This window comes from Pseudomonas sp. NPDC088429 (assembly GCF_044753305.1).
Lineage (GTDB): Bacteria > Pseudomonadota > Gammaproteobacteria > Pseudomonadales > Pseudomonadaceae > Aquipseudomonas > Aquipseudomonas rustica.
This window is the reverse complement of record NZ_JBIVMX010000007.1, coordinates 123,286-141,135: the sequence shown is the minus strand read 5'-3', so window position 1 is coordinate 141,135 and position 17,850 is coordinate 123,286. Positions and strand designations below refer to the sequence as shown.

Below are 17,850 nucleotides of genomic sequence, written 5' to 3'. Positions count from 1 at the left end.
TCTGAGTGCAGAAAGATCCACAGGGTTCATTGCAATCCTTTGGCATGTTGGCCGTTTGACATTACCCGGGAAAGTAAAACCTTGTTCAGAAAGATCCTTGTTGTGTGCGTGGGCAATATTTGCCGCAGTCCGACGGCAGAACTGTTGCTGCGTAACGCGCTGGCCTCGTCAGCGATCACCGTCACCTCCGCAGGCCTTGCGGCGCGGGTCGGCGAGGGTGTCGAAGCGTCGGCGCGTCAGGTGCTCGAAGATCACGGCCACAGCGCCGAAACGTTCAAGGCTCGGCAACTGACATCAGACATCGTCAATGAATCAGACCTGATTCTGGTCATGGAAAAACAACACGTTAATCAAGTACTGAAGATTGCCGCGCACGCGAGGGGCAAAGTGTTTCTGCTTGGCAAGTGGCAGAGCGAGCGCGAAATACACGATCCGTATCGTCAAGGTAAAGCCGCTTTTATCCATGCGCATGCATTGATTGAAGATGCAGTTAGTTCATGGGCGCAGCGCCTCGGGCATTGACGAATATTCTTCAGAACAGTGAATGGTAAGAACAGACTTATGCAGTTACCGTCCGTAATCGGCACCCGTGACAATGATCAAGACAGCATTGATCTGCTCGGCATCTTTGGCAGCCTGATCGATCAGAAATGGTTGATTGGCGCGCTCACCGGCGCGTTTATGGTCACCGGCATTGCCTATGCGGTTTTGGCCACGCCGGTGTATTCGGCGAACGCGCTGGTGCAGGTCGAACCGAAAAAGAACGACATGCTCGGTTTTTCCGACCTCAACAGCATGCTCGGCGGCCAATCGCCGTCGGTGACCGAGATCGGCATCATCAAATCCCGTGCAGTGATCGGCAAAACCGTCGACGACCTGCGCCTCGACATCGACGTCAGCCCCAACACCTTTCCACTCATCGGCGGTTTTCTCGCCCGACGTTATCGCGGCGAAACCGACAGCAGCGTCGCCGCGCCGCGTTTCGGCCTGAACAGCTACGCCTGGGGCGGTGAGCGGCTGGAGTTTGCCCGGCTCAATCTGCCGAAAGAACTGCTCGGCAAAAAACTCACGCTGATCGCTGGCGAACAACATCGCTTCCAGTTGCTCGATGACAACGACAAGCTGCTGGCCGAGGGCGCGATGGGCGAAGCCTTTGCGCAGGATGGCGTGGAAGGTTTGATCACTCAATTGCAGGCCAACCCCGGCACGCGTTTCGAAGTGGTGCGCAATCCGCGCATCGTGACGATTCAGGGTTATCAGGACGCGCTGGATATTTCCGAGCAAGGCAAAGAGTCGGGAATCATTCGTCTGGCCCTCGCCAGTGCCGACGCGCCTGAAGCGGTGAAGATTCTCAACAAGATCGCCTCGCTCTACGTCGAGCAAAACGTACGCCGTACCTCGGCGGAAGCTGCGCAGAGTCTGGCCTTCCTGCAAAGCCAGTTGCCGCAGGTCAAACGTGATCTGGCCAAGGCCAGCGATGCCCTCAACGCCTATCAGACCCACGGCAAAACCGTGAACATTTCCTTGGAAACGCAATCGGTGCTCGGTCAGTCCGTGGCGCTGGAAACGCGGATTTCCGAGCTGAAAATGCAGCAGGCGGAGATGGATCGCAAGTTCACCAAACAGCACCCGGCCTATCGCGCGTTGATGAGCCAGATCGGTGAATTGACCCAGCAGCAGAAGTCGCTGGAAGGCAAAGTCCAGGACTTGCCGGCCACCCAGCAAGAACTGCTCAACCTGACCCGCGATGTCGAAGTCGCCTCGCAGATCTACACGCAGTTGCTCAACAAATCCCAGGAGCTGGACATCGTTCGTGCCGGTGCGGTGGGCAACGTGCGTCTGGTCGATACGGCGGACGTCGACCTGACCAGCCCGGTCAAACCGAAGAAAGCCTTGATCGTGCTGATCGCCACATTCTTCGGCGCCTTCGTCGGTGTGGCGCTGGTGCTGCTGCGCAAATCCCTGAGCCGTGGACTGGAAGGCCCCGAAGCCATCGAGCAACTCGGTTTGCCGGTGTACGCGTCGATTCCGTACAGCGCGCTGCAACAGGAAGAGGACAACAAAAAGGGCCGCGCCCGCGATGGCGTCGACAAACCGGCATACCTGTTGGCGCTGCGCAATCCGACCGATCTGTCGATCGAGTCGATCCGCAGCCTGCGCACTTGCCTGCACTTCGCCGGGCTCGATTCGACCAACAACCGCATCATGATTTCCGGGCCGAGCCCGCAAGTCGGCAAAACCTTCGTCTCGTCCAACCTCGCCGCAGTTATGGCGTTGAGCGGTCAGCGCGTGGTGCTGATCGATGCCGACATGCGCAAAGGGCATCTGCACAAAACCCTCAATACGCCAATCAGCAACGGTTTATCCGACCTGCTGGTGAAGCGCTGCAGCATCGATCAGGCAATCAACAAAGTCGAAGTCGACAACCTGCATTTCATCAGCCGTGGTCAGGTGCCACCGAATCCGTCCGAGCTGTTGATGCACGCGAACTTCCGCGAATTGCTCGCGCAACTCAGCGAGATGTACGACGTGGTGATCATCGATACGCCGCCGCTGCTGGCGGTGACCGATGCGGCGATTGTCGGCCGTGAAGCGGGCATCAGCCTGATCGTCACGCGCTTCGGGGTGAACCCGGCCAAAGAGATCGAGCTGACCATCCGCCGCTTCGCGCAGAACGGTATCGAGTTGAAAGGCGCGGTGTTCAACGGCGTCGAGAAGCGTGCCGCGAGCTACTACGGCAACGGCGGCTACGGCTATTACAACTACGAATACGCGTCCGACAAATCCTGAGTTTTGGCGATTGTCCTTTCCTGTTTGAAGTGGGTGAGTTGTGAAAAAAATACTGCACGTGGCAGAGACGATCAAAGGTGGCGTCGCGACCGTTATTCGGACGATTTCGGCGTCGCCGGAAGGCGATGCGGCCGACTACGAGTTGGTGTATCTGGTGCCGGAGGATCAGGCCAAAGAACTGCACGGCATCGGCGCGCAACAGATCCGCACCTTCCCGCGCACCGGGCGCAATGTGCCGTCGTTGCTGCGTTTCGCCTGGCGTCTGACGCAAGTGCTGCTCAAGGAAAAACCCGATGTGGTGCATTTGCACAGCACCTTTTCCGGGGTGATTGGCCGCTGCGTCTGCGTGCTGTTGCGTCCGTGGCGCAAGCCGAAAATCGTCTACTGCCCGCACGCGTTTTCGTTCCTGATGGAAAGCTCGCCGATCAAGCAAAAGGTCTATGCGTGGATCGAGCGCGTGCTGCAAAAAGTCACCGACGTGATCATTTGCGTCAGTCAGTACGAACTCGATAAAGCCGCGCGCTTCGGCATCGAGCGCAAACGCATGAAGCTGATCTACAACGGCATTCATCATAAGGACGACGCGCCGAAAGCCGCGAGCCCCGAGCCGATTCATCTGCTGTTTGTCGGCCGTCTCGATTACCAGAAAGGCTTCGACGTGCTGCTCAAGGCCTTCGCCAATGTGCAGCGCAATGACCTGAAACTGACGGTGGTCGGCAGCGCGGTTAACGAAGATTCGGTGGAGTGTCCGCCGATGGATTCGGTCGAATACCTGCCGTGGGTCACGCCGAGCGAAGTGCAGGCGCTGTACCAGAAAGCCGATGCGCTGATTGTGCCGAGTCGCTGGGAAGGTTTCGCCATGGTGCCGCTGGAAGGCATGGCCATGGGGCTGCCGGTGATCGCCAGCAATTGCACCTCGCTGCCGGAACTGGTCACGCACGGCGTGTCGGGCTACGTGTTTCCGTCCGGTGATCACCAGGCGCTGGCCGATGTGCTGGCGCAAATCCAGAAGCCGCGCTTGCTCGATCTCGGCAGCGAAGGGCGCAGCATCGTCCGCGAGCGTTTCAGCGCCGCGTTGATGATTCGCCAGACCTACGACCTGTATCGCGCTCCCACTTTTTAAGTAGAACTCAAGCATATGAACGTAACGATTTTGCATGGCTACAGTGCGTCCAACTCCGGTGACGGCCTGCTCGTCGATCTGGCCATTGCCTTGGTGCAGCGCAACTTTGGCGACGACACCGCGATCAGCGTGGTCGCCTCCGATCCGGATTCTTTCAGCTATCTGCCGCACCCGCGTTTCGACGCGCCAGTGATGGCGGCCAAGGGTTTGGGCCGGGTCAAGCAAGCGGTGTTTCTCAATCAGTCCTACGCCGGGTTGGCGGATCTGTTGCAGAAAACCGATCTGATCGTCGGCGTTGGCGGCGGCTACATGCGCTCGAAAAGCGCTTTCGAACACATCAAGTTGAAGCTCGGTCACGCCAAGCAACTGGAAACCGCGATCCTGAGCAAAGTGCCGTCGGTGTACCTGCCGCAAAGCATCGGCCCGTTCCATGGCGAGAGCAGCAAAATCGTCGAGCACTACGCCAATGCCGATGCGGTGTTCGTGCGTGACAACCGTTCCTCGGCGATTTTCGATGCTTGCGAAAACGTCTACCGCGCGCCCGATCTGGCGGTGCAATCGCTGGCGAGCAAAATCCTCCAGCAACCGAAGTTCACCCGTTGCGCCGCATCGCCAGCCACGGTGTGCGTAGTGCTGCGCAAGCCGCCGGAGTGGAGCAAGGACAAGAAGGTCGCTTACGTCGCCAATCTGAAGCTGCTGCTGCAACGCCTGAAGCAAAAAAGCAAAGTGGTCTGCGCCGTGCAGAGCGCCGTGCGTGGCAACGATGACGGTGCGTTCTATCGCGAACTGGGCATCACTGAAGACCTGCTGTCGTTGAAAGCGACCATCGCCAAATACCAGCCGGATCTGGTGATTTCCGTGCGCCTGCACGGCGCGATCGAATCGCTGCTGTCCGGCGTGCCGGCGTACCACATCAGCTATGAGCGCAAAGGCTTCGGCGCCTATCAGGACATGGGCGTCGAGGACTGGGTGATCAATGGCGGTGACATCGATGTCGACACCATCATCAACACGGTTTACGCGCCAAATGCGCTGTCGAATTTCGGCCAGCGCCTGACCGATACCTGCCGTGAAATCGAAGCGAAAACCGTGGCCATGGACGAGATCATCAAGGGTGTCGTTCGATGATATTTCGGCTGCTGCTTCGCGGCGGAGCCTTGGGCGCGAAGTTTTTGCTGGTGTTGGCGATCACCCATTACCTCGGTTATGAGGCGCTGGGTTTTTACGGTGTGGTGGTCGCCGCGTCGTTGATCGCCTCGAAGTTTTACAGCGTCGGTTTCAGTTCCGAGATCAATCGGTTGATCAGCGTGGGCGGCAGTTCGCGCCGCGTGGTCGACAAGGTTTTGCTGTTGTACCTGGCGGTGGGACTGGTGCTGTCGGTGGTGACGGTGCTGATTTATTCACTGTTCCAGACCGTTGAAGCGACGGCGACGCTGATCCTCTGCGTGACCCTGGTTTTGCTCACCGAGCACCTGTCGTTCGAGATCAACTCGTTCGTGTTTTCCGCACAAAAAGCCACGGCCGGCGCATTGCTTTTCTTCATCAAGACCGGTCTGTGGGCGGTGTTGGCGGTGGGCGGGATGATGCTCGGCTGGGTGTCGGGGATCGCCAGTGTGTTGTGGTTGTGGGTCGCGGCGAATGTGCTGGTGATTGTCGCCGGATACTTGATTGTGGTGAACGTGCACAAGGGCCGCGAGAGCTCGACGCTGGCAACGGGCACGGTGTGGAAGGCCGGGTTGCCGTTTTACCTCGGTACCGGTTTGATCGCGCTGAGTCAGTACGCCGAGCGTTTCCTGATTATCGATCTGGAGCCCTACGCCAGCCTCGGCAAATATGTGTACGCGTGGTCGGCGGCGAACACCTTGCAAGCCTTGTCGTACGCGGTGGTGGCGGTGGTCGGCATTCCGGTGTTGGCCAAGCGGTTTCAGGCTGATCAGCAGGCGTTTACGGTCAAGCAGTTGTTCGTCAACAAATGGGTGATGCGTTCGCTGGTGGTGTCGGCGGCGGTGGCGGTGGCGATTTATCTGTTCTTCAACGTGGTGCTCGATTACGTCGCCACCAGCGTGCCGCGTCCGGACAATGCGATTCTTGGCGTGCTGATCTTTTCCTTCGCTTTGCGGGCGATTGGCGACATCGTCTGGGGCGGTTTGATTGCCTCGAAAAACAGCCGTGTATCGCTTGCCAGCGCGGCGATCTGCCTGCTGGTTTCGGTGCCGGTCAGCTATGTGTTGATCAAGCACTATTCGATTTATGGCGCGGCATGGGGCAATGTTTTCGCGATCATCGTGCAGCTCGGCGTTATTGCCGTTCTGACGCGCGTGACCGCTGCGAAAAAGGCTGCCGTGTCATGGGCCTGAAGCTGCCGTGTATCGAGTTTCGCGGCAAGCGACTCGATTCGTATGTGTCGTTCCTGATTCTGTTCACCGGGTTGTTTTTGTCAGTGGCCATGCCGCTGCTAATTCCGCGTGATCCGGGCCCGGATGCGATGACCTTGTGGTCGTCCTACGCGCGCGCCGACAACTGCAACTTCTGGAACCCGTTCTCGCCCGATCGCTCGTCCTACGAGTGTTCGGCTTTCCTGCTGCGGCCCACCGGGATCAACCTGACCAATGCCTGGGCCTACGGCATGTTCTGCAATTTCTTCCTCACGGCGATTCCGGTGGTGGTGTTTCGGCGCATGCCGTTGGCGATCTTCGGCACCCTGTGCCTGTGGGGCATCGTCCGCTCGTTTTTCCTTGAGAATCTGACCAAGGAAATCATCGTCTCGGTGGCGGTGTTGAGCATTTTGCTCAGCTCGCTGACGCGCAAATATCGTGGCGGATTCTTTCTGTCAGCGGTGATCTACGGCGTGCTGATCCGGCCGTACTGGATTCTGTTTTCGCTGTCGTGGGTCGGCGTCTGCGTGATGAAAAAGTACGTATCACGCACGACGTTCTTTCTAATGTTGTTCCTGTTCTACCTGGCGGTGGCCATGGCGATTCAACTGGCGCTGGGCTTCCCGGTGTCGTCGATTCGCGCCAGCAACAACGAACTGCGCACGGCGGGCGAGGAGGGCTCGAAGTCGCTGATCGTCTCGTGGCTCACCGGCAGCGACTTCGTTTCGCAAGCGCTGGACTCGATGATCATCTTCTTCCGCTTGTCGTTCCCGGTGGAGCTGATTCTGCTGTCCGGGCCGGGGCAGGTGATCTTCGTGGCGTTGATGATCATGACCGCGCTGCTGCTGTTCAAAGTCATCACTTCGACCGATTACAAAGGCGCGCCGATCCAGACCAAACCCAAGGAACTGATCGCGATTCCGCTGGCGTTTCTGTTGGTGCAGGGTTTGTTCGAGCCTGACTTCGGCTCTTTCGCCCGGCACTTTTCGATGGTGGTGCCGGTGCTGTTCGTAGGGCTGGGCTTGATGCTGCGGGCGAACAAACCGGTGCAGGTTGAATCAAGAATTCTGAATTGAGGCAGGTGCTTTATGTCGAGCAAGAAAAAGTCCCTGGAGATTGAAACCCTGCGCGGTCTGGCGTGCCTGCTGCTGGTGCTTTACCACGTCATCGGGCCGTTGGGCGGCGGGTTGAAGATCGATATCGGCTCGCCGTTCCGGGTGATCGCCGACTCGATGGTGTACGTGCGCATGCCGCTGTTCACCTTTATTTCCGGGTACATCTATTCGATCTACAAAATCCGTGGCAACGACTTTTCCGCGTTCTTCAGCGGCAAGGTGCGGCGTTTGATCGTGCCGCTGTTTTGCGTCGGCGTGCCGTTTTCGGTGCTGCAAGCGGTGGGGCCGGGAGTGAACAAGGACGTCGGCGTGATCGACGCGTTGCTGTCGTTCTGGGTGCCGATCAACCACTTCTGGTTCTTGCAGGCGGTGTTCATCATTTTCATGTTCGTCGGGTTGTTGGAATGGCGCGGGATGCTGCGCTCGGCGACGCGCTTGTATGGGTTGTTCGCGTTTGCGGCGCTGTTGTTTTTGCTGCCGCCGTTCAAGCTTGATGCGTTCGGGATTAACGGTGCGATCTACCTGCTGCCGTTTTTTGTTGCGGGGATGATCGGGCAGGAGAATGTCGAGGCGCTGAAGCAACGGTTCGCGATGATCGGGCCGGTGGTGTTTGTGCTGATTTCGCTGACGTTGCTGTATGTGGCGGCGCTGGATCGTGAGCTGATTGTTGATCGCCGTAGCTTGATCGGTTTGACGGTGGGGTGTGTGTCTTGCTTTGCGTTGTTGTCGAGTGGCATGCGCTCGAAGGCGTTGACCTGGTTGGGTGGGTATTCGTATGCGATTTTTCTGTTTCATGTGCTGTTTGCGGCGACGTCGCGGGTGGTGCTAGGGCGGTTGGGTGTGAAGGATGAGAGTTTGTTGGTGTTGGGTGGGTTGAGCGGTGGGTTGCTGGGGCCTGTGGTGTTGTCGATGGTGTTCAGCCGGTTTAATTTCACCTCGGTGCTGTTTCTTGGTGAGCGTGCGGCGGTGAAGAAACCGGTGGCGGTCATTGCCCCGGTGGTGCCGGTTCAGAATAGCTAGAAGCTTCGCGAGCAAGCCCGCTCCCACAGTGGATATCGAGATCTCCTGTAGGAGCTGCGGCACGCTGCGATCTTTTGCTGTTGCTTCTAAAGATCAAAAGATCGCAGCGTGCCGCAGCTCCTACAGGGGCCCCCTCGGTACCCTTGCACGAATCGCAGAGCGCGGCATGCGTGAAATCGATTTGCGCTTCGTGTATGACGCCGATCCAGTGTGGGAGCGGGCTTGCTCGCGAAGGGGCCCTTACGGACGGAAGGAAATTTTGCATGTTGGCAGTGAATGACGCTCAACCCGTAGCAGCGTCTGTGGTTGAGGTGGGTGATGCGCATGAGCGGTTTGCCCAGTGGCGTGAAGGCAAGGCCGGCAAGGTGTTGTCGGTCTCGGTGATCGGCGACAGCTACAGCGCCGGCCAGGATTTCTATCTGAACAAACTGGTGCAGCGCGTGGCCGGGGAAGTAGGTTTTGCCGGGCCCGGCTATATCGGCTTCAACCATGGCGCCGCGCTCGGCGGCACGCATTTCAAATACACCCGCAGCAGTGAAAAATACTTCGGCGGGGACTGGACGGTTTCAGGTCTGGGCCAGGCGAGTCCGGACAGCCGCACGGTGAAGGGCCGGCCAGGCGCATGGCTGCAAGTCAACGCCAGCCCGACACCGGCGATCAACACCGCCGTCACTCAGGCTAAATTGTTTTACCTGGGCAATGGCGAACTTGCCGAGATCCGCTATCGCTGGTCATCCTCAGAAGATTGGCAGCCGATGACGTTGGCAGGTTCTGGCGTTCAGGAAGCAACCCTCTCGGGTCTTCCGGCAGCAGCAGACTGGTCATTCAAACTGGAAGTTACCAAAGGCACGCCAACCCTGTTCGGCCTGTGGATGAGCAACGATCAGAACGGCGTGCGCGTCTCTAAACTCGCAGCGTCTGGCGCTGCATCCGCTGACTTCTATCACAACGATGCGCAATGGCAGACCCAGTGGAAAGCCGCTGTGTCGAAGATCCCTGCCGATGTTTACCTGATCATGCTCGGTGGCAACGATCAGGGCTTTGGCGTGAAACCCGCGCAGTATCTGCAGAACGTTCAAGGCCTGGTGGGCATGCTTCGCGAGATTCAACCGGCGGCGAGTATCAACCTGATCATGCGTCAGGACACCACGCGTTCGAGCGCTTATCCGATGTCGGCGTATGCGCAGGTGCTTGAGCCTTGGGCGCGGGAGCAGCGGTTGGGTTACGCCAACCTGCAATGCGCGTTTGGCCCGGACGTTAAGCGCTACGCTGCTGCGATGATCGGCCCGGACAAGATTCATCCGCTGCCGGCCACGGGCGGGAAGGTGATTGCAGATTACTTCTACGGCTGGATCACTGGCGCCAACAATCGCTGCGATGCCGCTCCACAATGATCGTTCCCACGCTCTGCGTGGGAATGCATCCTGTGACGCTCCGCGTCATCCGGCGTAGGGACGCGGAGCGTCTCGGGCGGCATTCCCACGCGGAGCGTGGGAACGATCAGCACGCAGAGCGTGGGAACGATCAGGTCAGTCTTGCGTGAAGGCGTCGACTTGTTCGAGCAATTCCGCAAGCTTCTGCGGCATCAACCGTGCATCACAACGGGTTTCCACGTTGATGATGATCGCCGGGTCGTTGCAGCAAATCCGCACGCGGAAGCGCCAGTCGCTGAAGATCACTTTCAGCCCGTCGCTGTCATCCATCTCCAGCGCCTGCTCGCCATAGCGCTTCTTCAAATGCGCAAGCAGCGGATACGGATCGCGCAGCGGCCGGCGGATATCCCCGGACGCCGGGAACACGCCAATCCGCTCCACCAGCAAAATCGTGCCCAGCCAGGTTTCGTTGGCGCTGGGCAACGGCTGATGGCGTGACAACCAACTCATCACCCCGAGGTTGCCCACCTCGCGTTCAATCTCTACGGAATGTTGTGCAATGTTCATGGTGGCCTGCCTGAAATGAAAAGGAGGGAGCCGTCTCAGCGGCCCTTGAGGTAGACGTTTTCGTAGCAGAAATTGGTCGCCTGCAAGTAACCCTCGGCGTCGCCGCAGTCGAAGCGCATCCCTTTGAATTTGTAGGCCAGTACGCAGCCGTTCTGCGCCTGTTTCATCAACGCGTCGGTGATCTGGATTTCGCCGCCCTTGCCCGGTTCGGTATCGGCGATCAGGTCGAAAATATCCGGCGTGAGGATGTAGCGACCGATGATCGCCAGGTTCGACGGTGCGTCTTGCGGCGCCGGTTTCTCCACCATGTTGTTGACGCGGTAGATGCCGTCGGAAATCAGCTCGCCGGCGATGACGCCGTACTTGTGGGTCTGGTCGGCCGGGACTTCCTGAATCGCGACGATCGAGCAGCGGAATTTCTTGTACAGCTGAATCATCTGCGTCAGCACGCCGTCGCCTTCAAGGTTCAGGCACAAGTCATCGGCCAGTACCACGGCAAACGGCTCGTCGCCAATCAAGGGACGGCCGCTGAGGATCGCGTGGCCGAGGCCCTTCATTTCCACCTGACGGGTGTAGGAGAAGGTGCAGGTGTCGATCAGCTCGCGAGTGCCGGCCAGAAACTTCTCTTTTTCAGTGCCGCGAATCTGATGTTCAAGTTCGTAGCTGATATCGAAATGGTCTTCCAGCGCACGCTTGCCCCGGCCGGTGACGATGGCCATGTGTTGCAGGCCAGCGTCCCGTGCTTCTTCAACGGCGTATTCGATCAACGGCTTGTTGACGATCGGCAGCATCTCTTTCGGCATGGCTTTGGTGGCCGGCAAGAAACGCGTGCCGTAGCCGGCAGCGGGGAACAAACATTTACGAATCATAAAAGTATCCTGGACAGTCATGGAACACAGGCGACGCATGCAGGCCATAACTTCGGTCTGCAAGTTTCAATGATGATTGAAGGCTTACTTTAATACCTGAGTCAGGTTATTAATGGCAATTGTTCATGAGGATAAAAGCCGACAATGTTATGAGATGTCGGTGAGTGCGTGATTAGTTATTTTTAGTCGGTATCTGTTGATAGTGATTCGTGCACTTGCAGTGCTAATAAGTAGCGGGCAATACAGTGTGACCTGCAAAAATATTTATTGCCAGTCATTGAACTAGTTTTGTTTTCGGTTGTTGTCGTTCGTTTGTGTGGATTGCGACACATATCCATGCAGTCGGGCTTGACACGCTACTTGGCATTTATCAAATGACGGATCGCGCCATGAAGATTCTCGTGACCGGCGGTGCCGGCTATATCGGTTCGCATACCACACTTGCGTTGCTGGAAGCAGGTTATGAAGTTGTTGTGCTGGATAATCTTTGCAACAGCAGCGATGCGGCGTTGCATGCCGTAGAAGCCATCTGCGGCAAGAGTGCCTGGATGATTCGCGGCGATGTCTGTGATCGGGCCTTGCTCGACCGGATTTTCCGCGAACACAACATCGAGGCCGTGCTGCATTTCGCCGGTCTCAAGGCTGTCGGCGAAAGCGTGCGCAAGCCGCTGGAGTATTACGAAACCAACGTCAGCGGCAGCATCACGCTGTGTCAGGCGATGGCGGCGGCGGGGGTGTTTCGTCTGGTGTTCAGTTCGTCCGCCACGGTGTACGGCGAACCCGAGCAAATGCCGATTCGCGAAGATTTTCCTACCGGTAATCCGACCAATCCTTACGGCCAGTCCAAGTTGATCGTCGAGAACGTGCTGCGCGATTTGAGCCAGGCCGAACCGCGCTGGAGCATCGCCTTACTGCGCTACTTCAACCCGATCGGCGCTCACGACAGCGGGCAGATGGGCGAAGATCCCAACGGTATCCCCAACAATCTGGTGCCTTACATCAGTCAGGTCGCGGTCGGCAGCCTTCAAGAGTTGTCGATTTTCGGTAACGACTACCCGACGATCGATGGCACCGGGGTGCGCGATTACATCCACGTCGTTGATCTGGCCGATGGGCATTTGAAAGCATTGCAATCGATTGCCGGACGCACTGGCATTCACACCTGGAACCTCGGCACCGGCGACGGCTACAGCGTCCTGCAAGTGCTGCATGCCTTCGAACAGGCCTGCGGGCAACCGGTGCCATACCGGATGATGCCGCGTCGTTCCGGCGATATTGCCGAGAGTTGGGCCGACGCCTCCAAGGCTGCCAAAGAACTTGGCTGGAAAGCCACGCGCAGTTTGCATGACATGGTCACCGACACCTGGCGCTGGCAATCCACGCATCCCAATGGTTACTTGGGATGATGGCCATTTAAAGTCCAATGTTATTTTCAGTCAGGTTGTTAGATTCCGTCGGGAAATTACACTGGCAATGCCTTTTGCAAGTCCGTAGATATAAACCTGCCGTTCGACTTTTATCAGTTGGGTAAGACTGTGAAAGAACAACGGATCTTGTTCGCGCTATTTGCGGGCTTGAACGCTACCACCTCTAACACACGCCGGTTTTTTAACAGGCTGAATGTTAGAAAGGAGTTGTTATGAAAAAAGTGATGGCAGTTGCCCTGTTGACGATGTTGAGCAACTGGGCTGCCGCCGCTGAAGCACCGCTTACTGCGGTGACCAATGTAGGTGGCAACGTGGCGGCTTCTCAAGCGCCGGCAGCCAGTACTGCAATGGTCGCCAGTGCAGTCGCGGCGTCTAACAGCGGTGGCAGTGCCAACGGCGGTACCACCGGTACAACGGGTACCACCGGTACAACCGGCACGCATAACTAACAGGAAGTTCTGTTAGTGCAGTACAAGGTCGCCCGACGTGAGTCGGGTGACTTTGTTTTTGGATTCGCCCTTGAATAGCGTAGTGCCATTATGACTCGTAGTGTTTATCTTTTAATGTTGGCAAGTCTCGCTTTGCAAGGTTGCATGTTTTCCCCCGGTCAATACCTGAGCACCCAGGACATCACGCGTCAGGGCGCCAGTGAAAGCAGCCGGGTCGAGCTGATTCCGATCACGCCCAAGCTGATTGCCATGAACCGCGCCACGCAGAAACGTGAGTCGCTGCCGGCAGAGTTGTTGGCGACGCCCGCGGAATACCGCATCGGCAACAACGACGTGCTGTACATCACCGTGTGGGATCACCCGGAACTGACCGCACCCTCCGGCGCGCAACAACAGATCGATGCCAACGGCCGCCTGGTGCGCTCCGATGGCACGCTGTACTACCCGTTTATCAAGGAAGTTCAGGCCACCGGCCGGACTATCCAGCAACTGCGCTCGGACATCGAACAACGGCTGTCGGCGTTCATCGCCGAGCCGCAGGTCGATGTCGCGGTGTTGCGTTTCGCCAGTCAGAAAGTCGTGGTCACCGGCGCCGTCACCAAGGCTGGCCCACAAGCGATTTCCACCAACCCGCTGAGCGTGGTCGAGGCGCTGGGCACTGCCGGCATCGACACCAACAATGCCGACTTGTCCGGGCTGCTGCTCAACCGCAAGGGCCGGGTGTATCCGCTCAATCTGGATTCGCTCAATCAAGCGGATTCCGAGTTGCAGAACGTCTACCTCAAGGGCGGCGATCAGCTGTATCTGCCGTACAACGACAACAAGCGCATCTACGTGATGGGCGAGGTCAATCAGCCGCGCGCGTTGAGCTTCAAGACCGCGACAATGAACCTTTCCGACGTGCTCGGTTCGGTCGGCGGCTTGAGCCAGACCACCTCCAACGGCAACGCGGTGTACGTCATTCGCGGCGTGGAAAACCTCGATGTCGAGCCGGCAAAAATCTATCAACTCGAAGCCGAATCGCCGACCGCCATGGCGCTCGCTTCGCACTTCGAAGTACGTCCTCAGGACGTCGTGTATGTCGGCCCTGCCAACGTGACTCGCTGGAACCGTCTGATCAGCCAACTGGTGCCGTCGGCATCGATTGTTGGCACCGGCGCTTCCGCTGCGAAGAACTGGAGCGAATACAGCAACAACAGCAAATAAGGCCGCCCGTCCGTGAAAATATTGAAAATCGGCGTCTGCCTGTTGGCGGCCGCGTTGCTGTGCGGCTGTAACCCGCTGATGAGCGCATCGCTGAACAACTTGAAGGCCGCGGTCGTCGGCCCGGATGAAGTCGAGGTGACGCCCGCCGAAGTGGCCGGGGTCAATTACCCGCAACTCAAACTGACCACGCCGTCCGGCTCCGGCGTTTTGGCGCTGGTGCGCGAGCGCGAGGATCTGCAGTTCTGGGTCGCCTCCGGCAAACAGGTGTTATTGCTGCGCGATGGCCTCGCCGTGCGCAGCATTGGCCTTGGCCTCGAAGGCGATCTCGATGGCACACGCCTGGCTGACAACTCGCCGTTCAAACGAGGCCTGCATCAAGTGCCGGATGGTTTCACCACGCGGCGCTGGATCGATCTCTACAAGGGCCAGGAAGTGGGGGTGATCGTCAACAGTCGCTTCACCCGCCGCGCCACTGAAACCCTGACCATTCTGGACAAGGACTACGCCGTGCTGCGTGTCGACGAGCAGATTGATGCGCCGGCCATTGGTCTCAGTGCGACCAACCGTTATTGGGTCGATCCGCGTGACGGTTTCATCGTGCAGAGCGAGCAGCAACTCACTTCGCAACTGCGGGTGAAGCTCGTGCAACTGACCCCTGATCGCAGGCATTTGCCGTGAAGCGCCTGAGGGTTTTTTCCGCTTTTTTGCTGTTGGTCGCAGGTGCGAGTCAGGCCGCCGTCATTGTCAGCGGCGATGTCGCCAACCCGGGCCCGGTCGAGTTGCCGGCGGGTGGGCGTTTGCTCGATGTGATCAGCGTTGCCGTACCGAATGCCGAAGGTTATTGGCTGGCGGGCGGCTTGCTGCGCCAATCGCTGATTGAGCAACAGACGCGGCTGAAGGTCGGCGTGCTGTTTGATCTGGATGTGCTGCGGCGCATGGCGTTGCTTTTCGACAGACCGAGCCGGGCGGCGCTGGCGCAGCGTGTTGCCGACGAGGTTCGGCAGATGCCGGTGACCGGGCGGCAGATTGCCGATCTCGATCCGGTGGCGCTGGAAGTCGGCTTCGCCCGCAACATCCGTCTCGACGATGGCGATCGGCTGATCTACCCGACGCGCGTCGATGAGGTGGAAGTGGTGGGCGCGGTTGATGAGCCGTGTCACCTGCCGTATCAGCCGTTGCAGGAAGCTCGCGAGTATCTGCAAGGCTGTGCGATTTCCAGCGATGCCGAGGCCGATTATCTGTGGCTGATCCAGCCCAATGGCGCTTCGCAGCGCGTCGGTATTGCGCATTGGAATCGCGAGTCCGGGCACTTTCCCGTGGCCGGCAGCAAGATTCTGGTGCCGCTGAAAAATGATGATCTTGATCCGCCTATCCCTGAGCTGAATCAGCAGTTGGCCGAATTTATTGCCACGCAGCTGGCCGAGGTGGTTCGTTGAAGTTACGTTTTGCAGCTGTGTTGTTATTGCCCTGTGGTTTGGCTCATGCAGAGCCGCGCATTACCCAGAATGACTTCGGCGGCGCCGGTCTGTGGCAGACGCCGACCGCACGCATGGCCCCGGCCGGCGAGTTGAGCGTCAATGCCAACCGCACCGATCCGTACAGCCGCTACAGCGTTTCGTTGCAGCCGCTGGATTGGCTCGAAGGCTCGTTTCGCTACACCGCGATCACCAACCGGCCGTACGGCTCGGAGGCCCTCAGCGGCAGCCAAAGCTATAAGGATAAGGCAGTCGACGCCAAAGTCCGGCTCTGGCAAGAGAGCCACTGGGCGCCGGAAGTGGCGCTGGGCTTCCGAGATATCGGCGGTACCGGTTTGTTCTCCAGTGAGTTTTTCGTCGCCAACAAACGCTTCGACAATTTTGATTTCAGCGCCGGCATCGCCTGGGGTTACATCGGTAATCGCGGCGACTTCGACAACCCGTTGGGCTTCGCCAGTGATCGCTTCAAAACCCGTCCGGAAACCGAAGGCACCGGTGACGTCAACGCGGGTTCGTACTTTCGTGGTCGGCCTTCGCTGTTCGGCGGTGTGAGCTATCAGACGCCGTGGGATCGTCTTAGCCTGAAGCTCGAATACGAAGGCAACGATTACAAGAACGAGCCGAAGGACAACGAGATCAAACAGGACTCGCCGATCAACCTCGGCGCAGTGTTCAAAGTCACTGATTCGATCGACCTCAGCGCGGCGTGGGAGCGCGGTAATACGGCGATGTTTGGCGTGACTTTTCACACCAATTTCGTCAGCCGCAAAGCGCCGGCGAAAACCTACGACCCGACCCCGGAACCGCTGCCGGCGAAGGCACCGACCACGTCGATGGAGCAGGTTGACTGGGCCAACGTCTCGCAGCGTTTGCAGCAGAATGCCGGCTACAAAGTCGAGCGCATTGCCCAGCGCGATTCCGAGCTGATCGTGTACGGCGAGCAGCAGCGATACTTCCATTCGTCCAAGGCAGTCGGGCGTGCAAGCCGGATTTTCGATAACAGCGTCAACGACGATATCGACTGGTTTACCGTGGTCAACAAACGCTACGACCTGCCCCTGGAAGAAACCAGCGTGCCGCGCCAGACCTTCCGCGAGGTGATCAACAACGAGGAGCCGTTGCAGTCGCTGCACCGCACCACCGAGATCAACCCGGCGATGCCACACAACGAAAAAACCCTCTACACCGAAGCGCCGCAGCATTTCAGTTACGGCGTTGGTCTGGGCTTCAAACAGAACGTCGGCGGCCCGGATGGTTTGCTCTATCAATTCAGTGCCGATGCCGACGCCGAATACCGCTTCAATCGCAACACCTGGTGGAGCGGTCTGCTCAGCGCCAATCTGGCGAACAACTTCGACAAATTCACCTACGACGCACCGAGCGGATTACCGCGTGTGCGCACGGATTTGCGGCAGTACCTGACCACCTCCGATGTGACCATGCCGCTGTTCCAGGTCAGCCACGCCGAGCAGTTGGATAAAGACCTCTACGGCATGGTGTACGGCGGTTATCTGGAGTCGATGTTTGCCGGTGTGGGCGGGGAGGTGTTGTTCCGCCCGACCGGTGAACGCTGGTCGGTGGGCGCGGATCTGAACTGGGTGCGCCAGCGTGATTTTGATCAGGGTTTGGGTTTGCGTGATTACTCGGTGGTGACCGGGCATATCACCGGTTACACGGATCTGCCGTTTGATACGTTAGCAGCCGTCAGTGTCGGTCGTTATCTGGCGGGGGATTGGGGCGGTACCGTGGATATCTCGCGCGAGTTTTTCAACGGCGTGCGCTTTGGTGCGTGGGCGACGATTACCACGGCCAACAGCGCCGAATACGGTGAAGGTAGCTTCGACAAAGGCCTGTACCTGTCGATCCCGTTCGACGAAATGATGAGCATGTCGACCATGCGCCGCGCCAACCTGGTGTGGGCCCCGTTGACCCGAGACGGTGGCGCCAGACTGAGCCGCAGCTTCCAGCTGCACTCGATGACGGATAGCCGGGAAGGGGACATGTTCTATCGCAACTTCGAGAAAATCACCGAGTAACCCGTGATCTTTGTAGGAGCAGAGC

General features: G+C 58.4%; 16 protein-coding genes. 14 read left to right on the top strand and 2 right to left on the bottom strand.

All coding sequences use genetic code 11. The features are described from left to right. Window positions 1-81: 81 nt before the first annotated feature. From ACIP66_RS07005 to ACIP66_RS06970, 8 genes are all read left to right on the top strand, one after another. The gene (locus ACIP66_RS07005) at window positions 82-522 is read left to right on the top strand and encodes a low molecular weight protein-tyrosine-phosphatase (protein WP_053122039.1); all 441 of its coding nucleotides are present in this window, start codon (window positions 82-84) and stop codon (window positions 520-522) included. Window positions 523-561: 39 nt separating this feature from the next. Next, window positions 562-2,790 carry a polysaccharide biosynthesis tyrosine autokinase gene (locus tag ACIP66_RS07000; protein WP_400646572.1) on the top strand — a complete coding sequence of 743 codons (2,229 nt, stop codon included), beginning with the start codon at window positions 562-564 and terminating at the stop codon, window positions 2,788-2,790. Window positions 2,791-2,830: 40 nt separating this feature from the next. Beyond that, complete coding sequence (locus tag ACIP66_RS06995; RefSeq protein WP_053122031.1) at window positions 2,831-3,913, top strand: glycosyltransferase family 4 protein; 1,083 nt, start codon at window positions 2,831-2,833, stop codon at window positions 3,911-3,913. 15 nt (window positions 3,914-3,928) lie between these two features. Continuing rightward, window positions 3,929-5,041, top strand: coding sequence for a polysaccharide pyruvyl transferase family protein (locus ACIP66_RS06990; protein ID WP_212551155.1), 1,113 nt, complete (start codon window positions 3,929-3,931; stop codon window positions 5,039-5,041). Beyond that, entirely contained in the window at window positions 5,038-6,270 is a 1,233-nt protein-coding gene (locus tag ACIP66_RS06985; protein WP_400646568.1) for a phosphoribosylaminoimidazole carboxylase, read from the top strand. Before ACIP66_RS06990 ends, ACIP66_RS06985 begins: the two co-directional genes overlap by 4 nt. Further along, entirely contained in the window at window positions 6,261-7,364 is a 1,104-nt protein-coding gene (locus tag ACIP66_RS06980) for a hypothetical protein (RefSeq protein WP_053122025.1), read from the top strand. Before ACIP66_RS06985 ends, ACIP66_RS06980 begins: the two co-directional genes overlap by 10 nt. A 12-nt stretch (window positions 7,365-7,376) precedes the next feature. Beyond that, complete coding sequence (locus ACIP66_RS06975) at window positions 7,377-8,423, top strand: acyltransferase family protein (RefSeq protein ID WP_400646565.1); 1,047 nt, start codon at window positions 7,377-7,379, stop codon at window positions 8,421-8,423. Between the two features lie 263 nt (window positions 8,424-8,686). Then, the gene (locus ACIP66_RS06970; protein WP_400646563.1) at window positions 8,687-9,817 is read left to right on the top strand and encodes a GDSL-type esterase/lipase family protein; all 1,131 of its coding nucleotides are present in this window, start codon (window positions 8,687-8,689) and stop codon (window positions 9,815-9,817) included. A gap of 135 nt (window positions 9,818-9,952) precedes the next feature. Here ACIP66_RS06970 and ACIP66_RS06965 read toward each other — a convergent pair whose 3' ends face one another. Then, window positions 9,953-10,363 (bottom strand): mannose-1-phosphate guanylyltransferase, encoded by a 411-nt coding sequence (locus ACIP66_RS06965; RefSeq protein ID WP_053122019.1) that lies wholly within the window; start codon window positions 10,361-10,363, stop codon window positions 9,953-9,955. Between the two features lie 35 nt (window positions 10,364-10,398). Then, window positions 10,399-11,232 (bottom strand): UTP--glucose-1-phosphate uridylyltransferase GalU, encoded by an 834-nt coding sequence (gene galU, locus ACIP66_RS06960; protein WP_053122017.1) that lies wholly within the window; start codon window positions 11,230-11,232, stop codon window positions 10,399-10,401. A gap of 389 nt (window positions 11,233-11,621) precedes the next feature. On the opposite strand from galU, the gene galE reads away from it, so the two are divergent. From galE to ACIP66_RS06930, 6 genes are all read left to right on the top strand, one after another. Beyond that, a complete protein-coding gene (galE, locus tag ACIP66_RS06955) occupies window positions 11,622-12,638 on the top strand; it encodes a UDP-glucose 4-epimerase GalE (protein ID WP_400646561.1) in 1,017 nt (338 codons plus the stop codon). Between the two features lie 233 nt (window positions 12,639-12,871). Continuing rightward, entirely contained in the window at window positions 12,872-13,108 is a 237-nt protein-coding gene (locus tag ACIP66_RS06950) for a hypothetical protein (protein WP_007910552.1), read from the top strand. A 144-nt stretch (window positions 13,109-13,252) separates the two neighbouring features. After that, on the top strand, window positions 13,253-14,314 hold the full coding sequence (locus ACIP66_RS06945) for a polysaccharide biosynthesis/export family protein (RefSeq protein ID WP_053122149.1): 1,062 nt from the start codon (window positions 13,253-13,255) through the stop codon (window positions 14,312-14,314). A 12-nt stretch (window positions 14,315-14,326) separates the two neighbouring features. Next, window positions 14,327-14,992: a YjbF family lipoprotein gene (locus ACIP66_RS06940; RefSeq protein WP_400646556.1), complete on the top strand. Its 666-nt coding sequence runs from the start codon at window positions 14,327-14,329 to the stop codon at window positions 14,990-14,992. Then, window positions 14,989-15,750, top strand: a complete 762-nt coding sequence (locus ACIP66_RS06935) for a capsule biosynthesis GfcC family protein (protein ID WP_400646553.1) — start codon at window positions 14,989-14,991, stop codon at window positions 15,748-15,750. Before ACIP66_RS06940 ends, ACIP66_RS06935 begins: the two co-directional genes overlap by 4 nt. Further along, complete coding sequence (locus ACIP66_RS06930; RefSeq protein WP_400646551.1) at window positions 15,747-17,825, top strand: YjbH domain-containing protein; 2,079 nt, start codon at window positions 15,747-15,749, stop codon at window positions 17,823-17,825. Before ACIP66_RS06935 ends, ACIP66_RS06930 begins: the two co-directional genes overlap by 4 nt. Window positions 17,826-17,850: the final 25 nt, after the last annotated feature.

Bases quoted from the DNA above. Each gene is read 5' to 3' on its own strand.
- ACIP66_RS06980 (WP_053122025.1), top strand. From the start codon at position 6,261: ATGGGCCTGAAGCTGCCGTGTATCGAGTTTCGCGGCAAGCGACTCGAT.
- ACIP66_RS06945 (WP_053122149.1), top strand. From the start codon at position 13,253: ATGTTTTCCCCCGGTCAATACCTGAGCACCCAGGACATCACGCGTCAG.
- ACIP66_RS06985 (WP_400646568.1), top strand. From the start codon at position 5,038: ATGATATTTCGGCTGCTGCTTCGCGGCGGAGCCTTGGGCGCGAAGTTT.
- ACIP66_RS07000 (WP_400646572.1), top strand. From the start codon at position 562: ATGCAGTTACCGTCCGTAATCGGCACCCGTGACAATGATCAAGACAGC.
- ACIP66_RS06990 (WP_212551155.1), top strand. From the start codon at position 3,929: ATGAACGTAACGATTTTGCATGGCTACAGTGCGTCCAACTCCGGTGAC.
- ACIP66_RS06970 (WP_400646563.1), top strand. From the start codon at position 8,687: ATGTTGGCAGTGAATGACGCTCAACCCGTAGCAGCGTCTGTGGTTGAG.
- ACIP66_RS06950 (WP_007910552.1), top strand. From the start codon at position 12,872: ATGAAAAAAGTGATGGCAGTTGCCCTGTTGACGATGTTGAGCAACTGG.
- galE (WP_400646561.1), top strand. From the start codon at position 11,622: ATGAAGATTCTCGTGACCGGCGGTGCCGGCTATATCGGTTCGCATACC.
- ACIP66_RS06965 (WP_053122019.1), bottom strand. From the start codon at position 10,363: ATGAACATTGCACAACATTCCGTAGAGATTGAACGCGAGGTGGGCAAC.
- ACIP66_RS06975 (WP_400646565.1), top strand. From the start codon at position 7,377: ATGTCGAGCAAGAAAAAGTCCCTGGAGATTGAAACCCTGCGCGGTCTG.
- galU (WP_053122017.1), bottom strand. From the start codon at position 11,232: ATGATTCGTAAATGTTTGTTCCCCGCTGCCGGCTACGGCACGCGTTTC.